Here is a 21,160-nt window from a genome sequence, read left to right on the forward strand (position 1 = left end):
TTGATTATTTTAGTGTCAGACTCCATTAATCAAAGTAATAAACACTAAATTTTATATTGTAAAGATCGAGGTTTTTTCGGTCGTAATTAGAGGTATCCCATGGAAACTATTGAACGTATCAAAGAACAACTTTCTGAAAACACTATTTTGCTTTATATGAAAGGTTCTCCTAAATTGCCTAGCTGTGGCTTTTCTTCACAAGCATCACAAGCACTAATGCAGTGTGGTGAAAAATTTGCTTATGTTGATATTTTACAAAACCCTGATATTCGTGCCGAATTGCCAAAGTATGCTGATTGGCCAACATTCCCACAATTATGGGTTGACGGTGAATTAGTCGGTGGTTGTGACATCATTATGGAAATGTTCCAACAAGGTGAATTACAAACCTTGATCAAAGAAGCTGCAGAAAAAAATAATTCTGAAGAAAAAGCTTAATATCATTTTAGAAACTGACGTTAGCTAAATTTTTTATTAAAAAAGATGAAAAGTAAGTTGAAAATCACCTTATCGTCTCAATAATAGATGTACGTCAGTTTTATGATTTAAATCAATTTAATAAAAATATTGGAGAAAAAAATGAGTGTATTAGTTGGCCGTGCAGCACCAGATTTTACTGCAGCAGCAGTTTTAGGTAGTGGCGAAATTGTTGATAGCTTTACGTTATCGACAGCAATTAAAGGTAAAAAAGCCGTAGTGTTTTTCTACCCTCTAGATTTTACTTTTGTTTGTCCGTCTGAGTTATTAGCTTTTGATCACCGTATGGAAGAATTCAAAAGCCGTGGTGTTGAAGTTATTGGTGTTTCTATCGATTCACAATTTTCTCATAACGCATGGCGTAACACTCCAGTAAACGAAGGCGGTATTGGCCCGGTACAATATACTTTGGTTGCTGATACAAAGCATGAAATCTGTAAAGCCTACGATGTTGAACATCCTGAAGACGGTGTTGCATTTCGTGGTTCTTTCTTAATTGATGAAGAAGGTAATGTACGTCATCAAGTGATTAACGATTTACCATTAGGTCGTGACGTTGATGAAATGATCCGTATGGTTGACGCATTACAATTCCACCAAGATCACGGCGAAGTTTGTCCAGCTGGCTGGAATAAAGGTGATAAAGGTATGACTGCTTCTCCTGAAGGCGTTGCATCTTACTTAGCAAACAATGCTGACAAGCTTTAAGATAAAAGCTTAGGCTTTAGTTAGCCGATGTAATCATTAAAAGTAATAAAAAAACCGCTTAATTGCGGTTTTTTTATGTTCAGGAAGAACGGTATGTCACGGTGCCAAGGATGGCAAAGAGTGAAGATGTTCAGGAAGAACGGTATGTCACGGTGCCAAGGATGGCAAAGAGTGAAGATGTTCAGGAAGAACGGTATGTCACGGTGCCAAGGATGGCAAAGAGTGAAGATGTTCAATCCCGTCATACTGAATTTATTTCAGTATCTGTTTTTTGTTTTGTCAAAGACGAGAACCTCAAACAAGTTCAGGATGACGGTGCTTTTTGTGAGTTTTTTTTAAGTATATAAATTACTGGCTCCTGATCCCGTCATGCTGAATTTATTTCAGTATCTGTTTTTTGTTTTGTCAACGACGAGATCCTGAAACAAGCTTAGGATGACGGTGTCTTTGTGAGTTTTTTTTAAGTATATAAATTACTGGCTCCTGATCCCGTCATGCTGAATTTATTTCAGTATCTGTTTTGTTTTGTCAACGACGAGATCCTGAAACAAGTTCAGGATGACGGTGTCTTTGTGAGTTGTATTTAAGTATATAAATTACTAGCTCTAGAGGTCGTCATGCTGAATTTATTTCAGTATCTTTTTTTTGTTTTGCCAACGACGAGATCCTGAAAAAAGTTCAGGATGACGATGTCTTTGTGAGTTGTATTTAAGTATATAAATTACTGGCTCTTGAGGTCGTCATGCTGAATTTATTTCAGTATCTTTTTTTTGTTTTGTCAACGACGAGATCCTGAAACAAGTTCAGGATGACGGTGTCTTTGTGAGTTGTATTTAAGTATATAAATTACTGGCTCTTGAGGTCGTCATGCTGAATTTATTTCAGTATCTGGTTTTGTTTTGTCAACGGCGAGATCCTGAAACAAGTTCAGGATGACGGTGTTTGTTGCGAGTTTATTTCAGTATTAGGGTAACGGTGGCTTTATTAAAGAGGATAAATAATAGAAAGTGACAGTGTTTAAAATTAAGCTAATCAAAAGTTGAAAATCAACCTACACTTAATTTATCACCTTATTGATTTCTGGAATCGTTTTGTTTGTACCTAAGACGCTTTATGAGAACTTACCGTTCGCGTATTTTATTGTGAGTGGTTATTTACTTGCCTTTAATATGACATTGCCTATGCTTATTTCTGCGGGACTATTCTACAGTGCTGCTTGTGTTACATTAGTTACTCGTTCGGCTCGTCGAAGACTCGATAAACAAAAAAAACTCGGCATAAAAAATAAAACACCTGAACTCTTCTATGAATATTTACCCTATATTTACAACGTTATTGGGGTATTTACTCTGATGGTCACCAAAAATTCACTCTTTCAATTTTTTGCATTCACTTTGATAGTTTTAGCGGTTAGAAATCTATTGTGCCGACATAATAACCGCAGTAGCTCAGCTAAATTATTTTAATCGCATGTCGTTGTATCACTATCTTGTTGTTCTTCATCGGCTATTGCTAGGGGCCACCCCCCCATTTTTTGCCATTTATTAACAATAAAACAAAAAAGCTCAGCGGTTTTTTCGGTATCGTATAATGCCGAATGAGCCTCACTGTTATTGAAGTCTAACCCTGCGGCTAAACAGGCTTTTGCAAGAACAGTTTGTCCAAGCGCTAAACCAGATAATGTTGTGGTATCAAAGCTAACAAAAGGATGAAAGGGTGATCGCTTTATTAAACAACGTTCAACGGCTGCATTGACAAACCCCAAATCAAAAGCGGAATTATGAGCAACCATAACGGCACGCTGGCAGCCGGCAATTTTCATCTTTTTTCTAATTAACTTAAAAATTTCTGTTAACGCTTTGTTTTCATCAACAGCACCACGTAATGGGTTTGTTGGGTCTATGCCAGTGAACTCTAATGCCGCTTGCTCTAAGTTGGCGCCTTCAAAAGGTTCTACGTTAAAGTGAATTGTTTCATCAAGAGAGAATTGACCTTTACTTTCATCTAGCGATAAAGTTGTTGCTGCTATTTCCAATAAAGCATCAGTTTGTGAATTGAAACCTGCTGTTTCAACATCGATGACTACTGGGAAATAACCTCTAAAGCGCTGTGCAAAAGCACTTTTAATATTTTTATCAGCAGAACTCTTATTTTTAGTATCAGGATTTATACTCATGTTTACATCTTTTTTAAGTTAGCATTCAATTTCAAGGCGTAAATTATCGCAGAAAAAAAATATAAACTCTATGCGAACACTATGATGAAGCTTGAAAGTTATGAAAATATTGCTGATAACTGCTAAAGTTATAGAATATTGGGTCGATAACAGATGAGTGGCAAGATAAAAGATAAATATTTTATGAAAAAAACTATCATCACATTATTATTATGCGTATTTGTTAGCCAAGCTAATGCTGGTATTCGTCAGTATGGTGCTGACTTAGAACACGCTAATTGGCAGTTAACTAATAACTCTAGGCTAGAGTGCACTTTATCACACCAAATACCTAATTATGGTGAAGCAAAATTCTATAGTACGGCAAGCCGTAAAATGAATATGGAATTTGAACTCGATATGATGCGTTTACCCGATACTTATTCATTAGCAGAAGTTCGTTCTGTTGCGCCTAATTGGCGCCCTGGAAAAAATGGTCGAACTATTGCCAATATGAAACTTCATAAGCAGTTTGCGCCAAGTCTACCGAAAAAGGTTGCTTGGAATATGCTTAATGAATTAGAGCAGGGCATGAACCCAACGTTTTACTATAACGATTGGTATAGCGACAACGACCTTATATCTGTTGGTATATCAACGGCAAAATTTAATCGTGCCTATCAAGAATTTATTGGTTGTGTCAGTAACTTACTTAATTACAATTTTGATGACATTTCTTACACAGTATTAAATTATCAATTTGGTGGTGAAAGCTTAACTAAATCATCTAAAAAGCGTTTATCGATGATCGCAGAGTACCTTACTTTAGATCAAAACTTAGAGTTGGTGCTTATTGACGGTTATACTGACAGTTATGGTGGCAGAAACGATAACTTGAAAATATCGAACCGCCGAGCAAACACGATTCGTGAGCATTTTGTTAAAAATGGTATTGACCCTAGTCGAATTGAAGCAAAAGGTTATGGCGAAAAACGTCACATTGCTGCCAACAATACCGTTATTGGTCGTGCACAAAACAGACGTGTTGTTATTAGAATGGAACAACCGTAAAGACGAATGTACTGCAAAAAAATTATTTTATAAAGAATCAGTTGAATAGGCTTGTTGGTTATCTTAACCTATCAACCTATTTTTTTATTGGATCTTCCATAATGCGACCATTGTTTAAGTCTTTATTTGCACTATTGGTTTTATCGAGCTTTACAAGTTTGGCAAAAACCAATGATGCATACACCTATGCTAATTACGACCAAGTAAAAACAACCCATATCTATTTAGATCTAGCGGTTAATTTTGATGAAAAATCACTCGCTGGTTTTGCAGAATTATCGTTAGAGTGGTTAAGTAAAACTTCGCAGCCTATTATTCTCGATACCCGAGATTTAATCATTGACCGCGTTATGGCTCAAACTGAAGCAGGACAATGGCGTGGGGTAAGTTTCACCCTTGCTAATCGTGATAATGTGTTAGGTTCAAAACTCACCATAAACAATACTTTTAAAGCACAAAAAATTCGTGTTTATTACCAATCAACTGAAAAAGCGTCAGGTTTGCAATGGTTGTCAGCTGAACAAACAGCAGGTAAAAAGCATCCTTTCTTATTTAGTCAAAATCAAGCGATTCACGCACGTTCATGGATCCCGGTGCAAGACACACCTAGTGTTCGCGCAACTTATAATGCTCGTATTACTACGCCTGATAATTTATTAGCGGTAATGAGTGCTAATAACGAACCTAATACCACTCGTGACGGCGATTATTTTTTTAGTATGCCGCAAGCAATCCCTGCTTATTTAATTGCAATTAGTGTCGGCGATTTAGAATTTAAAGTGATGAGTAAGCAAACGGGGATTTATGCTGAAGCCAGCATTTTAGAGGCAGCGGTTAGTGAGTTTGACGATACACAAGCGATGATTGATGAGTCAGAAAAAATCTTTGGTCCTTATCGTTGGGGGCGCTATGACTTACTGATATTACCGCCTAGTTTTCCTTTTGGTGGTATGGAAAACCCACGTTTGTCTTTTATTACCCCAACAGTTATTGCTGGTGATAAAAGCTTAGTCAATTTAATTGCTCATGAACTCGCTCATTCTTGGTCGGGTAACTTAGTGACTAATGAAAGTTGGCGTGACTTATGGTTAAACGAAGGTTTTACCAGTTATGTTGAAAATCGTATTATGGAAGCGGTATTTGGTGAAGACCGAGCCGTTATGGAACAAGCGCTTGGTGCACAAAGTTTAAATTATGAAATTGCTGAATTAGCGCCGGGTGATACTCAGCTTTATATCGACCTTAAAGGGCGTGATCCTGATGACGCATTCTCAGGTGTTCCCTATGTCAAAGGTCAGTTGTTTTTAATGTTTTTAGAGGCTAAGTTTGGTCGAGATAAATTTGATACTTTTATTTTAGATTACTTCAACAGCCATGCCTTTGAAAGCTTAGGTACTGCCAATTTTGTTATTTATTTGAAAAAGAATCTTACTGATAAATATCCAAATATTGTCAGCGATAAAGAAGTTAATGAATGGATTTATGAACAAGGATTACCTAGTTACGCGCCGCAGCCTACATCAAGTGCATTTACCACTATCGATAGTCAAATTAATAGTCTGTTAAGTGATAAAATAACGTTAGAGCAATTACCAACTAAAGCATGGACCTTGCATGAATGGCTGCATTTTATAAATAACTTGCCGGTAACATTACCGACTGAGCGGATGAGTGCACTCGATAAAGCGTTTAACCTTACCGCTAGTACTAATGCTGAAATTGCGCATGCTTGGTACTTATTAGCCTTAAGAACCGGTTACGATACTGTTTACCCTGCGATGTCAAAATATCTCATTGCTATCGGTCGTCGTAAGTTAATAGTACCGCTTTATAAAGCGTTAGCTGAGACACCTGCAGGTAAAGCTTGGGCACTTAATGTCTATGAAAAAGCGCGCCCTGGTTATCATGGTTTAGCGCAAGGTACTATTGACGATGTCTTAAAAGCTAAATAACATTCAACTAAAATGACAAAATAAAAACGCCATGTTAACATTTATTAACGTGGCGTTTTTTTATGTGATTTGTGATGTTTATATTATTTATTGCTGCTTTCTTCAACGATCACATCAACTTGTCGTAGCTGGTTTTGCTGTGAAATAACAACTCTGATGCTATGTTGTTTTTGGTTAAAGTTTACTGTTAAACGGCCACGTTTTCTTTTTTGGCTTAACGCTTGCCCATATTCTTTTAGATAAAACTGGATAACTTCCTCTTCAGTACTTTTTGTAAAATAGTTGATAACTGCAGGTGTCTCATCGGTAAATTCAGCAAAAACTCGCGCATCACTCATGGCCGCTATGGTCACCATTGCTGTTTCTTCTGCAATAGCAAAGTTGACGTTTATCAACATAAAAGCGACTAATAATGTTCTGAAGGAACAAGCTAATCGACTTGATAAATTTACGGTACTTAGGTTAAACATAATATTTGATCCTTTAACGGGCTTAGCTAAATCTAGTGTGTTGCTAGGTAATTATCAAGAATATTGTTAATAATCTAATCATTACCGCAATATAAGGTATTGTTTAAATAACAAATTATAATAGCGGTAATAAGTACCTAATCGTATAAATAACGCTAACTAACTGATTAATAATTAATTAACATGAACGGTCAACAAAATCATCTCGAAAGTTCATTAGGTATCAACAAAGTCATTTCTGTAATGATCAACCCATAGCGCGGTTGCACCACATATAGCGACAGGCATGACCACTAGATTAATAATAGGGATCATTGAAAATACTGCCGTTGTGATACCAAAGCTATAACTTAATCCTTGCTTTTGTTTGAGTGCGTAACGCATTTCATTAAAGTCAATTTTATGATTATCAAATGGATAGTCTTTATATTGAACGGCCATCATCCAAGCTAAAAATAAAAACCAAAATATTTGTCCTATAACTGGCAGTATCCAATAAAGAATAAAAAAACCAATAGCGCGCGGTAAATAATAACGTAATTTACACCATTCTCTTGATAACGTGCGAGGTACATCTTTTATAACATCTAGGATTGAAGCGGGTGGTATTGTTTTACCACAGAGTAATAATTCCATCTTTTCTGATAGCAAACCATTAAAAGGTGCGGCAATCCAGTTGGCGACTGAACTAAATATAAAAGAAAACATCACTAACAAAAATAATAAAGCGACTGGCCATAAGAAAGCACTTAACCAAGACAGCCAACCAGGAAGCCAGTTATCGAGCATGGTCATATAGGTATCAAGTTCTAAAAATAGACCATAAAAGGCGACACTAAATAAGACTAAATTAACCACTAGGGGTATAAATACAAAACGGCGAATACCTTTTTCTCTGATTAATTCAAAGCCCTTAATAAAATATCCAGCACCACTGTTAGCTAACGGTTGATTAATAATTGTATTCATTGGCTGATTTTTATCCTTACATGCTGTTTTAACTGTGATTATAAAATAAATTGATAAATTGAACAGATGTTTCATGTTACAAAATATAGATAACTCTGATAAAATTTTACTGCCGAGTATTATCAAAGTATAACAATAAAAGGTTTCTGTGTTTTATGCGTTTAAAGCATATAAAACTTGCTGGTTTTAAATCGTTTGTTGACCCGACCAAAGTGCCATTTGAACAAAGAATGACAGCTATTGTTGGGCCAAACGGTTGTGGAAAATCGAATATCATTGACGCTGTTCGTTGGGTACTTGGTGAAAGTTCAGCGAAAAATTTGCGTGGTGATGCTATGACCGATGTCATTTTTAATGGCGCAGCAACACGCAAGCCGGTCGGACAAGCATCTGTTGAATTGTTATTCGATAATATTGATGGTCGCATACAAGGCAACATGGCCGATCGTAATCAAGTTTCTATTCGACGCGTTATAAATCGTGATAGCCAAAATACATATTATTTAAACGGTAGTAAATGCCGCCGTCGAGATATCACCGATATTTTCCTGGGTACCGGTCTTGGTCCTCGCAGTTATGCGATTATTGAGCAAGGTACTATCTCAAAACTTATTGAATCTAAGCCGCAAGAGTTACGTGTTTTTATTGAAGAAGCTGCGGGTATTTCTAAATATAAAGAACGCCGCAGAGACACTGAAAATAGGATCAGACATACGCGTGAAAACCTTGAACGCTTAAACGATATACGTGTTGAGCTTGGTTTACAAATTGATAAACTGCATCAACAGGCAGAAGCCGCTAAACGTTTTAAAACGTTAAAAACTAGAGAGCGTAAATATAGAGCTGAGTTGACTGTTTTAAAATGGCAAAAATTTGATCAACAAGCTAACGAGCAAAAACAACAAGTAAGTCAATATCAAACAGAAATAGAAGCTTTGATTGTTGAACAGAAAAAAATCGATATCCAATTGTTTGATGCGAAACAAAAAGTGACCATAGGCGGAGAGTCTAGCGGTGAGCTCCATCAACAAAAATTACTATTAAGTAATGATATTGCTCGTGCAGAACAAAACATCAAACATTTAAAGCAACAAAAACAGAAAGCTCAACACGATAACAGTGTTACCCAGCAACAGCTGATTAATGCACAACAATTGGTACTAGCCGAGCAAGAACAGCTCCAAAAAAGCACTTTAAAAATAACAGAACACGTACCTGAACTTGAACTCATAGAGCAGCAACTGCTTGAGAGTCAAATTCAGTTAGAAGGCTATATTGAACAGCAGCGAAATGAGCATAAGCAATGGCAAGCTTTACAGCGCCAACACCAAGATACAAATGATCAACAGCTGAGTGTTAATCAGCGAATCTCTCAGTTAAGTGAGCAGATAAGTCAGCAGCAGCAGCGCCAACAATCATTAACACATTTATTAGTCAGTTTAACCAAAGAGAGTATCAGCGAAAATGTCGAGAGTACTGTTGAGCTTAGCAACAAGCTACTTAAGCAAGAAAAACACCAGCAATCTTTACTAAAACAATATAAAGATAATGAATCAAAGCAACTCGTACTTGTTACCCAAATCAGCCTAGCCTCGAAGCAGCAAGCACAGTACAGTGGTGAAATAGCAGCATTAAAGCTTTATTTACAGCAGTTACTGATACAACAAAATCAACAAGCAGGTTGGCGCATTAAACAAAAAGAATGGTTAAGTGTGCGCGGGCAAAAAGTGCTTGGCGCTGTTTTTCAATTATTAACCGTAGAAACAACCTGGCAGGCAAGTGTCGAATTAGTGCTACATCATTGGTTACAAGGCGAGTTGGTTGAATATTTCCCCACAGAAGTCACCATTGAACCACTATTTTTAGTGCTAGATCAACAAATAAACAAGACTAGTGCGACTCGTTCAGTGAAAGCAACAAGCGGTACCTTGGCTGAAAAAGTTAAAGGTTTACCGGCAATAACGGCCTTGCTAAATAATATTTTTATTGCCCAAGATTACCAACAAGCGCAACAGATAATGTTAACGCTTGCTGATCACCAGTCAGTCATTTGCAAAGATAGTACTTGGTTAAGTCGGTATTTTCTGCGAAAAGGAAGCGCTGAAAATTTTGATGCCTTGCTACAGTTAACGGATAATATCAGCCAGACCTCAGAAAAAGTGACTGAGTTAACATTTAGTATTCAAGCATGCCAGGATAAAGAAAGTCAGCTGATAAAAAGCAAAGAACAACTTGTGAGTGACGCTAAGATACTTAAAACGGCAATCGAACAATCTACTTATCAAGTTCAGGCTTTACAGCAAAAAATTGCTTTGGCTAAACAAGCCTCAGAGCAACGCGATAAACAAAGCAGCCTTTATCAACAAGAGCTAACAACGCTAGAAAGTTTACTGAGCCAAAACAAAAAATTATTATCAGTACAAGAAGATGCGCTTACAAAACTACCAAAGCATGATGCCGAACAGCTTATGCATATCAGCAGTGCACAAGAGAGTTTACAAAGAAAAATTCAAGACAGTCAAGAAAGTACCCAAAGGTTCCATCAACAAAAACATCAGCAAGCGTTAATGATTGAAAAATTGAATCATGAGCAAACTCAAGGCCAATTATCATTGGTTCGTGCGCAAGAAAGTATTCAACAACTCACCAAACAACAACGCATGCATCAAGAAATCGTTGAAGAGTGTGCATCGCCGTTGCAAGTTGATGAGCAAAAGTTACAAGCATGGCTAATCGACGTTGCGGAACTTAATGAAAAAATAGCAAAGATACAGCACGATACAACAGACTCTAAAACACTGATTAGTGATGCAGAATCAAAAGTTCAGCAACTCACTAGAAATATTAACAGTAAGAAAGAGCAAATTAATGCTGTTCATTTAACTGCAGAAAGTTATCGTTTACGTGCTGATGCGGCACTCGAGCAACTTAATGAAATGCAACAGAATTTATTGGCGGTGCAAACCGCTATGCCAGATCAGGCAAAAGAGCCTTTATGGCAGGCTCATATTGTTAATTTAGGTAAAGATATTAATCGTTTAGGGGCAATAAATCTTGCAGCAATTAATGAATATCAAATACAATTTGAGCGAAAGACCTATCTTGATCAACAAGATGAAGATTTAATCCAAGCGATTAATACGTTAGAATTAGCTATTGCTAAGATAGATAAAGAAAGCCGTCACAAATTTAAAAATACCTTTGAAAAAATTAATAGTGATCTTAAAGCATTATTTCCTAAGGTTTTTGGTGGTGGTAGTGCCTATTTAGCCTTAACAGATGATGATATGCTTGAAACGGGTGTTACTATTATGGCTAGACCGCCAGGTAAAAAAAATAGCACGATTCACTTATTATCTGGTGGCGAAAAAGCGCTGACCGCATTATCATTAGTGTTCGCAATTTTTAGGTTAAATCCTGCACCATTTTGTATGCTTGATGAAGTCGATGCGCCTCTTGATGATGCTAACGTTAGTCGTTTTTGTAACTTGGTGCGAGAGATGTCGCAAACTGTACAGTTTATTTATATCAGCCATAATAAAATAGCGATGGAAATGGCGAGTCAGTTAACCGGTGTTACTATGTTTGAACCGGGCGTATCAAAAATGGTAGCTGTAGATATTGATGAAGCAATCGCTATGGCTGAATTAGAATAAGTACAAAATTAAGTAAAGCTAAACCAAGCTGAAAATAGAATAATAAAAGGCTATCCGATGGAATATAATTTCAGAACTGCATTGATTGTTATCAGTGCTGTGGTGATCACGGCAATATTTGTTCATGGTTTTTGGACCATAAGAAAAAATAAAAACCCTTATAAGCTTAAAGCAAAGGCTGAAAAAGTTGAGCCTAATAACCGAGGTTTTGATGGCTCAGGCTTTGATCAAGATGGTGTTAGTAAGCCAAGAGTCGTTGAAAACTCACTTGGTGGTCAATCATATGATGAAGAGATGCCTATGCCATCGACAGCTGAATATGAAGAACAAGCTTCATCATATCGCGAATTTAGTGCCGAAGATGATGAACCAAGTTTGGGGGATATGTCTTCTTTTGATGAAACTTCTGCTAAAAAAGATAACAACAGTGCTGACTTACGTGATCACGATGTATCATTATTTGGCTCGGTTACCGCCAAAGAAGTGGCTGTTATTGAGAAAATTGAAACACCTGTTTATCAAACACCGATAACATCAGCTAAACAACCCTTAAAAACGTCGGCGCGTTTTACTGAAAAAGCGCCTGTTAAGCGAGACCAAATAGAGATAAATTTTGGCAGAGAAAGCAAGGAAAGTAAAAGCGCGGCCAAAAAAGAATCGATAATCCCTCAGCATAAAAAAGTGGAAGTTGAACCTGATGTACTGATTATTTCAGTGGTTATGTCTGAAAAACAGCAAATGTCAGGTGCCGCACTTTTACCGACATTATTAACATTAGGTATGAAATACGGAGAGATGAACATCTTTCACCGCCATCAAGATAATGCTGGAAATGGTAAAGTTACTTTTAGTTTAGCAAACATCATGAAACCAGGCACATTTGATCTCGACAATATGGAAAGCTTTACTACACAAGGTATTAGCCTTTTTATGATGTTACCTAATGCGGGCGATGCTTCCGTCGTCTTTGAGCAAATGCTTAACGCAGCAAAGCAACTCGCTTTAGAATTTAATGGTCAATTATTAGATGACAAACGTAATGTTATGACCAAACAAACAGAACAACATTACGTGGGTAAAATTCGCGAATTTACGCGAAGAAATCTAATTGCCTCATCTTAAAATCAAACAAACTCTGACAGGTTAATTTATTGATTAACCTGTAATTTAAACTCTTTCAAAAGTAATTCATTCTTATGTCATCACCTGCTAATACGACTCGAGTACAAGAGCTTCATCAACTTATCAATCAATTAAATCATCAATATTACGACCTAGATGAACCCAGTGTTCCTGATGCAGAATATGATCGCTTAATGCGAGAACTTATTTCAATTGAAACAGCAGACCCAGAATTAAAATTACTTGATTCACCGAGTCAAAAAGTCGGTGGGCAAGCGTTAAAATCTTTTAGTCAAGTGACACACCAAGTACCGATGCTATCCCTTGATAATGTATTTTCTGGTAATGAATGGCAAGCTTTTGCTAAGCGTGTAAAAGACCGTTTGCTTTCAAAAGAAACTATTAAATACTGTGCCGAGCCAAAACTTGATGGTTTAGCGGTGAGTTTACGCTACGAAAATGGTGTTTTAGTGCAAGCAGCTACGCGCGGGGATGGCGCTGTGGGTGAAAATATCACGGTAAATGTTCGCACGATCAAATCGATACCTTTAAAATTAACCGGTGATAAATACCCTGATATATTAGAGGTTCGCGGCGAAGTTTTTATGCCCAAAGCCAGCTTTAATGCCTTAAATGCTAGTGCGCTTAAAAAAGGGGAAAAGATTTTCGCAAACCCAAGAAACGCAGCTGCAGGTAGTTTACGCCAATTAGACTCAAAAATAGCCGCTAAACGCAACTTAGCTTTTTATGTCTATGGTATTGGTTATGTTGAACAAGCATCAAGCCAAACATTAGGCGAACAGTGGTTAGAAAATTCACACTATCAACGTCTTTGCCAGTTAAAAACATTGGGTTTACCTATGTGCCCAGAAGTTAAGTTACTGAGTGACTCGTCAGAAGTCGCCAGCTTTTATCAATATATCATGCAAGAACGTGACAATTTAAGCTATGAAATAGATGGCACCGTTTTTAAAGTTGATGATATAGCCCTGCAAAAAAAATTAGGCTTTGTTGCACGAGCACCGCGCTGGGCAACTGCTTATAAATTTCCGGCACAGGAAGAGACAACACAATTACTGGATGTTGACTTTCAAGTAGGCCGAACCGGGGCTATTACTCCGGTTGCGCGTTTAAATCCTATTTTTGTTGGTGGTGTAACCGTCAGCAATGCGACCTTACATAATCAGGATGAGATTGAGCGCTTAGGTATCAAAATTAATGATTTTGTCACGATCAGAAGAGCGGGTGACGTCATTCCACAAATTGTCAGTGTTCAATTGCAAAAGCGTCCTGAAAACTCTCGTGACATCTTTTTTCCTATAACCTGTCCAGTATGTGATTCTGCTGTGGTTAAGGCTGAAGGTGAAGCCGTATTACGTTGTACGGGGGGCTTATATTGTGGCGCACAACGTAAAGAAGCGATTAAACATTTTTCGTCACGAAAAGCCCTCGATATAGATGGTTTAGGGGATAAATTAGTTGAGCAATTAGTCGACGAAAACTTGATTAAAACCCCTGCTGACTTATTTAAGCTAACGGAATTAGACGTGAGTACCATGGCTCGTATGGGTAAAAAATCGGCAGATAATTTAATTTCAGGTCTAGTAAAAGCAAGAACTACTACATTGCCTAAATTTATTTATGCACTCGGTATTCGCGAAGTAGGTGAAACCACTGCGACCAATTTAGCCAATTATTTTCTTAACTTCGCTGCAATTAAAGTGGCTAATGAAGAACTTTTGCAAAAAGTGCCTGATGTTGGGGCAGTAGTTGCTAAAAATATTACGCAATTTTTTCAGCAAGACCATAACATTGAAGTAGTCAGTGAGCTTGAAAGTATAATGTCATGGTCAGATATTGAAGTAAAATCTGCAGAACAACAGCCCTTGAAAGATAAAATATTTGTCTTAACCGGCACCTTGACACAAATGGGGCGCAACGAAGCTAAAGCAGAATTACAAGCACTGGGCGCTAAAGTATCAGGTAGTATCTCAGTAAAAACTGACTTTTTAGTCGCTGGCGAAAAGGCTGGGTCAAAGCTAACGAAAGCGCAAGACCTAGGGGTAGACATATTGACCGAAGACGAGCTGGTAACCTTGCTTGCAAAACATAAATAAGGTTATTACTGATTTCTAGGCGTTAAATAATAAATAGCCGGTTAAATAACAATCAATGCGTAAACAAATAACAGCATAGGTAAAGGTAAAATAACGGTAAAAATAATGGCCTCACACCATTCGATTGTTGAATAAAACTTTCGCCACGGTTTATTCTCTTGTTTATTTGATTGTAAAGTCACAAAGAAGAAAATAAAACTGGCTACCACTAAGGTTTGTAAAGCCGCAAATAAAATAAATATAGCGAACCACACCAAGACAATAGGGGTGCTTTGCTCAATTTGCTTACTTAACATAAAAAATAGTGCAAACGAGAAACCGCTCCACGCTAGTAATTTCCAGCGATATGAAGAACAAGTAATGGCAATATTATTGAATAGTGCTGGTGTTAACCGATATTTCATATAAATTCTAAAAAATGATAATTATTAATAATTTTGTCACGCTTGTTGCGGGACTTGCAAGTTCTAATAAATATTATCAATAAATTTTATTTTAACAGTCGAATTGTTTGCCAACATTCCTTAGAGTACCTGTTAGATTTCATTTGAAAATTTCACGTAAGGAAATATCGTGAATAATAAAGCTACCCTCTTATTAACACTTGCTGCGTTTATTGTTTTAGCAAACTGTGCAAAATCTTCAACTGGACGTAATCAAATAACGCTTTTCTCAAGTTCAGATCTCAATAAAATGGGTGCTAGTTCGTTTGAACAAATGAAGAAAAAATCAGCAGTGATATTGCGGTAAATAATTACGTACAATGTGTCGCGAAAGCAATCACTAAAAACGTGCCTAAATCTGCTCATAAAGGAGAGTGGGAAGTCGTTGTTTTTGACTCTGAACAAGTCAATGCATTTGCTTTACCCGGCGGTAAGATTGGTGTTTATACGGGGATTTTAAAAGTTGCCGAAAATCAAAATCAACTTGGGGCAATTATTGGTCATGAAGTTGGGCATGTTATTGAACATCATTCTAATGAAAGGATGTCATCTAGTAAAATTTCTCAAACAGGTATGGCTGTTGTCGATACGGCCCTATCCGTTGGAAATGTTGAAAACCGCAACTTGTGGATGTCTGGTTTAGGCTTAGGGTTACAATACGGTATATTAATGCCCTATGGACGTACCCATGAAAGTGAAGCTGATATAGTTGGACAAGACTTAATGGCAAAATCAGGATTTGAACCATCGGCAGCTATAAGTTTGTGGCAAAACATGGCTAAACTTTCAAACGGTTCACCACTAGAATTTATGTCAACACACCCATCAAATGAAACCCGTATTAATCAGTTAACAGAACATTTGCCTAAGTCCCAAGCTTATTATAAGGCTAGTAACGCACCCAGCTGTAAAAAACCACAGAATATTTAAAGACTTGTATAGAGTCTTTAGGCTCAAATACAGTAGTAATTGATTCTTCTGCCCTCTAATTGTAGAGACATTATTTTAATTATATTGATGGCTGGATTTAGTGACACAGCGACAAATGTGATTGGTTTTTGTTTAAACTGTTACATATCAGAACTTAAAATTGTAAAATACGCTATAGTCATTGGAATATAGTTGAATGTAATTTTCTGTTTTTCCTATTAACGTAGTTAACGCACCCTAAGGATTTGCGTATTATGATAAGTGCTGATCTGCACCCCGAAGAATTACAACGTATTGATGAATTACTCAGATATGAAGTATTAGACACTGAAGATGAAAAGGTGCTCGATGAACTTACACAGTTGGCTAGCGCCATTTGTGGTACTTCTATTTCTCTCATCTCTCTTGTCGACAAAGACCGCCAGTGGTTTAAATCTCGAGTAGGTCTTAATACTCAGGAAACGCCAAGGGATATCGCTTTTTGTTCACATGCTATTTTACAAGATGACATCTTTGAAGTACCTGATACCTTAGCGGATGAACGCTTTGTCGATAACCCGTTGGTAACAGGTGCTCCAGATATTCGTTTTTATGCGGGAACACCTCTGGTCAGTACAAACGGCATGCCTATCGGTACCTTATGTGTTATTGATACAGTTCCCCATAAACTGGATGAAAAACAACAATTAGCATTAAATACACTAGCAAAACAAGTGGTTAGCCAATTAGAACTAAGGCTGCGTAACCGTCAGTTAGAGCGAATGCAAGCAGATCAAGAAAAAACATTTGCCATTTTGTCTCATGATTTACGCTCTCCTTTTAATGGTATTTTAGGGTTATCAAAAATTTTGCATGAAAATGCAGACACCCTTGAGCCTGAGCTTATTGCTGAAATGGCTGATGGCATTTTAGAGTCATCACTGACTTTTTATCAGCTACTAGACGAAATTCTTCAATGGTCGCGTAATCAGTTAGGCGCGGTTCATGCTGAATTAAAAACGACCGCGTTAAAGCCTCTGATAACAGAAACGCTCGACTTGATGGCAGAAAGTTTCAATTTAAAAAAAATCAGTATTAAACTCGACATCAATGAAAATACTACTGTGATGGCGGACGTTAATTTAACAAAAACTATTATTCGTAATTTATTAGCAAACGCCATTAAATATACGCCAGAACATGGCAGTATCGACATTGAAGCTAAATCTAGTGATGGCCAGGTTAAACTGGTTATAACAGACACCGGTGAAGGTGTTCCTCAAGATATACAAGACCAACTCTTTATTGATTGTGTTGCTAGTCAGCGCGGTACTCAAGGTGAATCAGGTCATGGCTTAGGTTTAAGCTTATGTGGTGATTTTGCCCGCAAGCAGCGAGGTTATCTATCTCTAGATAAAACCTATACTGGTGGTGCTAAATTAATTCTTAATTTTCCAAAAACTGCTGAATAATAATTAACTAAACTAATGAGGATTTTAGCATAGTATACATCTTGAAAAAATAAAGACGGTTACCAAGCCCCATCTAGGGGCTTTATTTTGTTAACTGTTTAATAAACCTAAGCCATTGGTTGTTTAAATAGCTTTTTGCCTTCGGTTAATAAATGTTGAACGGCTGGATGTTTGACTTTACGTTCGGGAGAGATCAAGTAGTAATGTTCAGTTATATCATTGGTTTTGCCGATAATGCTCACGTTAAACTGTTCTATAACGTGAACTTCAATAATTGTTGGAGCACAAAAAACACCATAACCCTCCTGACCAAAATACTTAGTTAATATCGAATCATCAAACTCTCCAATAACTAATGGCGAGATACTCAATTGATTAAACCAAGAAAGTACACTTAAACGTTGATTTGTACCTTCACCAGCAATGAAAAATGATTGTCCATCGAGTGAGTGAGGAAAGTTAGCCTGTAATTTATCAGCCAAATTTTGGTGAGCAAAAAAGCTAAAACCGCTTTTTCCGATAGCATGGCTATATGCCTTTAATGGGGAAGTCTAGGCAGGGGAGTATCAGTTAATATCGCGTCTAATTTATTCATCGCCAACTCTCCAAGTAATACCTCTAAACTCGTTTCCTTACAGATTAATTTTATTGAACTATCCATGGTATAAATTTGCTTAAGGAAATGAAAAGAAAATACTTTTGCTATCACATCTGTAACACCTATTGAAAAGCGGGAAGCAAAATCTGCTGAGTGATTTTTAAGTGAATAAAGTAATTCGTCTCCTAAACTAAAGATTTCTTAGCTATAACTATAAGTCAAGCGTCCCATTTCGTTCAGCACTAAACGTTTCCCTTTCCGTTCAAATAACAGGTAGCCTAATTGATCTTCAAAAGTACTGAGTTGTGCACTCAACGTTTGCGGAGTTATATGAATAATTTTTGATGCCTGGGCAATACTGCCATGTTTTACTATCGCATTAAAATACTGTAGGTGGTGATATTTAGCTTTGCCATAATGTTCTCTTAATGATTTACCTATAGCTATTAAAAATAATAATCCTTAGATTTTTTGTCAACTTTTTTCTAATAAAGAGGTAACAACAATCAGCTTTTATTGTTTTATTTTTGGGTTGTAAAATATCTAGAAAGATAAAACTGCTTAGGTTAGGATGGTTAAGCACTCAAGTTGGCTATTATTGTAGTTTTTGTCATGACTTGCAGAATATTAATACGAGTGGTTATCGGGAAAATTAATTGAATTAAGGAATTTTAAAAATGAAGTTCACTAAAAATTTTATAGCTAAATTTATTTTCGTTTGTTTTTTATTGGCAAGTGGCTCAGTATTTGCGGACATTAAGTCTGAAATTATTAAATCGTGTAAAGCATACCAACAAGGTATCGACCGTAGTGAAATTAATCCATGCAAACTTTATATCGATGGGTTTATTGACTCATCTTTACTTTCAGAAAGTGCGGTAGTAAAACCAGAGGCGCTAATTGATAATCTTCGAGCGCCAGTCAGTGACTTTGTCAAAAGAGCCTACAACACTCGTGTTACAGCGAGGTCATCATTGACAGAGAAAGACGGTGATCATGCGTTTTGCATTTCTCTTGAAGAGGACCGAAAAAAAGTGGTCTCTAAAATAGCCAAGTCGATGAAAATTGATGACTTAGAGACGAAATCTTTGAAAGAGGTATTATTTGAAACATTAGTTTCAGACTTTCCATGTTGATCATCAAGGCAGATAAATAGCTGTCTAGCGGTATGTTGAGCACTTCGCTACTTTGGTGTTTTACTTATCGATAATCAGGTTATAACGTCTTATTTATTGCTGTTTAGTGCCGAGAAAACTATGTAATTAACTCGGCATTTTTATTGTTGCCAACAAACTTGAATTATTGCTCAATAACCAGTGATGCTTACTTAAATGGCTGTTATATCAGCAGACAGCTAATATTTAGTGCGTTGCGTAATTAAAAGTATGACAACTTTGCTTACCTTTGCTCTTCGCTTGGTACATAGCCGAATCAGCTTGTTGCATCAGTGATTCCGGTGAGCTAGTTTTATCTTTATTCCATGCCACTCCAACACTTGCGTGGCAATATAAAGATAACTTATCAATAATATAGGATTCGTTCATTTTAGTTAAAATACGCTCGGTTACCTCATTAATTTCACTAATACAAACAACGTCTTTTAATATAATGGCAAATTCATCACCCCCTAATCGAGTTACTCACTTAAGAATCTAGAAGAGAGTAACGCAAGCCGACTATTAGCAAGCTACTTAGTGATACGCCAAAAAGCAATACTGGCGACAACTAGCAAGATCATCGGATAAAAAGCACTTGATACCACTTCAATAGGTGATATTTTCAAGGTTGCCCCTAGCAGAAGAGCTTGCGCGCCATAAGGCAGTAATCCTTGGTTAATACAAGCGTAAATATCTAATAAGCTTGCCGAGTGTGCTGGGCTGACTTGTCCATCTTCTGCTAATTCTTTCGCTGTTTCACCAGTAACAATAATTGATACTGTATTATTTGCGGTAAAAAAGTTACAAGTAAATGCTAACGAAGCGATACCTAAACCGGCGGCACGTTTTTTATTGTTGGGGTTGAGCTTTCGCGCAAAGTGCTCAATTGCATGGGTTAGCGCGGCTAAGCCTCCTTGGCGTTTGATCAGTTCGCTTAAACCACCAATAAACAGCGAAAGAATAAAAATGTCTTGCATACTAGCAAAGCCAGCATTGATATCACTGACCCATGCCGATAATTGATAGCCATTGTCGTACATGCCTATTGCAGCCGCGAGGATAATACCAACAACTAATACTACAAACACATTAAGACCCATCAACGCTAACGTTAGTATCACCAAATAGGGTAATAAGCCAAGTACGTTAATATCTTGGGTTTGTTCATGTGGAATCGTTATTCCCATTGAAGCATAAATAATGAGACATAAAATTGCCGCAGGTACGGCAAATTTAAAATTGACTTTAAATTTATCTTTCATGTGCGCACCCTGACTGCGCGTCGATGCTATGGTGGTGTCAGATATTATTGATAAATTATCGCCAAAAATAGCGCCTGAAATAATACAGCCAGCAACAATTGAAGCGTCTAAATCGGCAGACTCTATAAAGCCTAATGCAACTGGCGCAATCGCAGCGATGGTGCCCATTGAAGTACCCATGGCAGTAGCAATAAAAGCCGCAACTAAAAATAAGCCCGGCAGTAGTAAGTAATCAGGGAAAAAAGATAAACCTAGCTGAACGCTAGCATCAACACTCCCGGTTGTCTTGGCAACTGTTGCAAAAGCACCAGCGAGTAGATAAATAACACACATAGTAATAATGTTTGCATGACCAGCTCCAGAAATAAATTGGCTCACTTGATCATTAATACTGTCTTTACCTAAATATATAGCCACTAAAATGGCTGGAATAATAGCGATGCTGGCGGGGAGTTGATAAAAAGCAAACTCAACGCCTTGTAAGGTAAGGACAATACCGGTGCCAAGAAATAAACCGAGAAAAACCCCAAAAGGTAACAGGCTAAGTAAACGTTTCTCTGGAGAAGAAATAACGATATCTTTATTCATAAAATTTATCTTTAACATTAAGTTAACGCTAGTC

General features: G+C 37.1%; 19 protein-coding genes and 2 pseudogenes. 12 read left to right on the forward strand and 9 right to left on the reverse strand.

Annotated features, from left to right (window positions below; genetic code table 11):
* Positions 1-99 precede the first annotated feature (99 nt).
* From H4J66_RS14550 to H4J66_RS14565, 4 genes are all read left to right on the forward strand, one after another.
* The gene (locus H4J66_RS14550) at positions 100-438 is read left to right on the forward strand and encodes a Grx4 family monothiol glutaredoxin (RefSeq protein WP_070376459.1); all 339 of its coding nucleotides are present in this window, start codon (positions 100-102) and stop codon (positions 436-438) included.
* Between the two features lie 141 nt (positions 439-579).
* Positions 580-1,185, forward strand: coding sequence for a peroxiredoxin (locus tag H4J66_RS14555; RefSeq protein WP_182175738.1), 606 nt, complete (start codon positions 580-582; stop codon positions 1,183-1,185).
* Positions 1,186-1,295: 110 nt separating this feature from the next.
* On the forward strand, positions 1,296-1,532 hold the full coding sequence (locus H4J66_RS14560; RefSeq protein ID WP_182175739.1) for a hypothetical protein: 237 nt from the start codon (positions 1,296-1,298) through the stop codon (positions 1,530-1,532).
* A 744-nt stretch (positions 1,533-2,276) separates the two neighbouring features.
* Complete coding sequence (locus H4J66_RS14565) at positions 2,277-2,651, forward strand: hypothetical protein (protein ID WP_182175740.1); 375 nt, start codon at positions 2,277-2,279, stop codon at positions 2,649-2,651.
* Here the strand turns inward: H4J66_RS14565 and rnt are convergent.
* The gene (rnt, locus tag H4J66_RS14570; protein WP_182175741.1) at positions 2,648-3,361 is read right to left on the reverse strand and encodes a ribonuclease T; all 714 of its coding nucleotides are present in this window, start codon (positions 3,359-3,361) and stop codon (positions 2,648-2,650) included. The genes H4J66_RS14565 and rnt overlap by 4 nt on opposite strands.
* Before the next feature lie 183 nt (positions 3,362-3,544).
* Between rnt and H4J66_RS14575 the strand changes: the two genes are divergently transcribed.
* Together H4J66_RS14575 and H4J66_RS14580 are read left to right on the forward strand one after the other, a co-directional pair.
* Positions 3,545-4,411: an OmpA family protein gene (locus tag H4J66_RS14575; protein ID WP_182175742.1), complete on the forward strand. Its 867-nt coding sequence runs from the start codon at positions 3,545-3,547 to the stop codon at positions 4,409-4,411.
* Positions 4,412-4,512: 101 nt separating this feature from the next.
* Positions 4,513-6,363: a M1 family metallopeptidase gene (locus H4J66_RS14580; protein ID WP_182175743.1), complete on the forward strand. Its 1,851-nt coding sequence runs from the start codon at positions 4,513-4,515 to the stop codon at positions 6,361-6,363.
* A gap of 83 nt (positions 6,364-6,446) precedes the next feature.
* Here the strand turns inward: H4J66_RS14580 and H4J66_RS14585 are convergent, their stop codons facing one another.
* Both H4J66_RS14585 and cysZ read right to left on the reverse strand, forming a co-directional pair.
* Positions 6,447-6,833, reverse strand: coding sequence for a hypothetical protein (locus H4J66_RS14585; RefSeq protein ID WP_182175744.1), 387 nt, complete (start codon positions 6,831-6,833; stop codon positions 6,447-6,449).
* Between the two features lie 216 nt (positions 6,834-7,049).
* Complete coding sequence (cysZ, locus tag H4J66_RS14590; RefSeq protein ID WP_182175745.1) at positions 7,050-7,802, reverse strand: sulfate transporter CysZ; 753 nt, start codon at positions 7,800-7,802, stop codon at positions 7,050-7,052.
* A 155-nt stretch (positions 7,803-7,957) separates the two neighbouring features.
* Between cysZ and smc the strand changes: the two genes are divergently transcribed.
* From smc to ligA, 3 genes are all read left to right on the forward strand, one after another.
* Positions 7,958-11,458: a chromosome segregation protein SMC gene (smc, locus tag H4J66_RS14595; RefSeq protein ID WP_182175746.1), complete on the forward strand. Its 3,501-nt coding sequence runs from the start codon at positions 7,958-7,960 to the stop codon at positions 11,456-11,458.
* A gap of 57 nt (positions 11,459-11,515) precedes the next feature.
* Positions 11,516-12,580: a cell division protein ZipA gene (gene zipA / locus H4J66_RS14600; RefSeq protein WP_182175747.1), complete on the forward strand. Its 1,065-nt coding sequence runs from the start codon at positions 11,516-11,518 to the stop codon at positions 12,578-12,580.
* 74 nt (positions 12,581-12,654) lie between these two features.
* Positions 12,655-14,697: an NAD-dependent DNA ligase LigA gene (ligA, locus tag H4J66_RS14605; RefSeq protein ID WP_182175748.1), complete on the forward strand. Its 2,043-nt coding sequence runs from the start codon at positions 12,655-12,657 to the stop codon at positions 14,695-14,697.
* 41 nt (positions 14,698-14,738) lie between these two features.
* Here the strand turns inward: ligA and H4J66_RS14610 are convergent, their stop codons facing one another.
* Entirely contained in the window at positions 14,739-15,101 is a 363-nt protein-coding gene (locus H4J66_RS14610) for a hypothetical protein (RefSeq protein WP_182175749.1), read from the reverse strand.
* A gap of 169 nt (positions 15,102-15,270) precedes the next feature.
* On the opposite strand from H4J66_RS14610, the pseudogene H4J66_RS14615 reads away from it, so the two are divergent.
* Together H4J66_RS14615 and H4J66_RS14620 are read left to right on the forward strand one after the other, a co-directional pair.
* Positions 15,271-16,070, forward strand: a pseudogene (locus H4J66_RS14615) (M48 family metallopeptidase).
* A 254-nt stretch (positions 16,071-16,324) separates the two neighbouring features.
* Positions 16,325-17,521 (forward strand): GAF domain-containing sensor histidine kinase, encoded by a 1,197-nt coding sequence (locus H4J66_RS14620; RefSeq protein ID WP_182175750.1) that lies wholly within the window; start codon positions 16,325-16,327, stop codon positions 17,519-17,521.
* Between the two features lie 107 nt (positions 17,522-17,628).
* On the opposite strand, the gene H4J66_RS14625 is transcribed toward H4J66_RS14620, so the two are convergent.
* The 3 genes from H4J66_RS14625 to H4J66_RS20825 all read right to left on the reverse strand — a co-directional run bounded on the left by H4J66_RS14625 (position 17,629) and on the right by H4J66_RS20825 (position 18,566).
* The gene (locus tag H4J66_RS14625) at positions 17,629-18,003 is read right to left on the reverse strand and encodes a hypothetical protein (RefSeq protein WP_182175751.1); all 375 of its coding nucleotides are present in this window, start codon (positions 18,001-18,003) and stop codon (positions 17,629-17,631) included.
* Positions 18,004-18,059: 56 nt separating this feature from the next.
* Positions 18,060-18,182, reverse strand: a complete 123-nt coding sequence (locus tag H4J66_RS20465) for a hypothetical protein (RefSeq protein ID WP_259368531.1) — start codon at positions 18,180-18,182, stop codon at positions 18,060-18,062.
* 138 nt (positions 18,183-18,320) lie between these two features.
* Entirely contained in the window at positions 18,321-18,566 is a 246-nt protein-coding gene (locus H4J66_RS20825) for a LysR family transcriptional regulator (RefSeq protein WP_182175764.1), read from the reverse strand.
* Positions 18,567-18,796: 230 nt separating this feature from the next.
* On the opposite strand from H4J66_RS20825, the gene H4J66_RS14635 reads away from it, so the two are divergent.
* Positions 18,797-19,255: a hypothetical protein gene (locus H4J66_RS14635; RefSeq protein WP_182175752.1), complete on the forward strand. Its 459-nt coding sequence runs from the start codon at positions 18,797-18,799 to the stop codon at positions 19,253-19,255.
* Between the two features lie 225 nt (positions 19,256-19,480).
* On the opposite strand, the pseudogene H4J66_RS14640 reads toward H4J66_RS14635, so the two are convergent.
* A pseudogene (locus H4J66_RS14640) lies at positions 19,481-19,747 on the reverse strand (diguanylate cyclase domain-containing protein); the annotation flags it as partial.
* Between the two features lie 59 nt (positions 19,748-19,806).
* On the reverse strand, positions 19,807-21,126 hold the full coding sequence (locus H4J66_RS14645; protein ID WP_182175753.1) for a Na+/H+ antiporter NhaC family protein: 1,320 nt from the start codon (positions 21,124-21,126) through the stop codon (positions 19,807-19,809).
* Positions 21,127-21,160: the final 34 nt, after the last annotated feature.

The organism is Colwellia sp. MB3u-55 (assembly GCF_014076785.1).
Taxonomy (GTDB): Bacteria; Pseudomonadota; Gammaproteobacteria; order Enterobacterales; family Alteromonadaceae; genus Colwellia_A.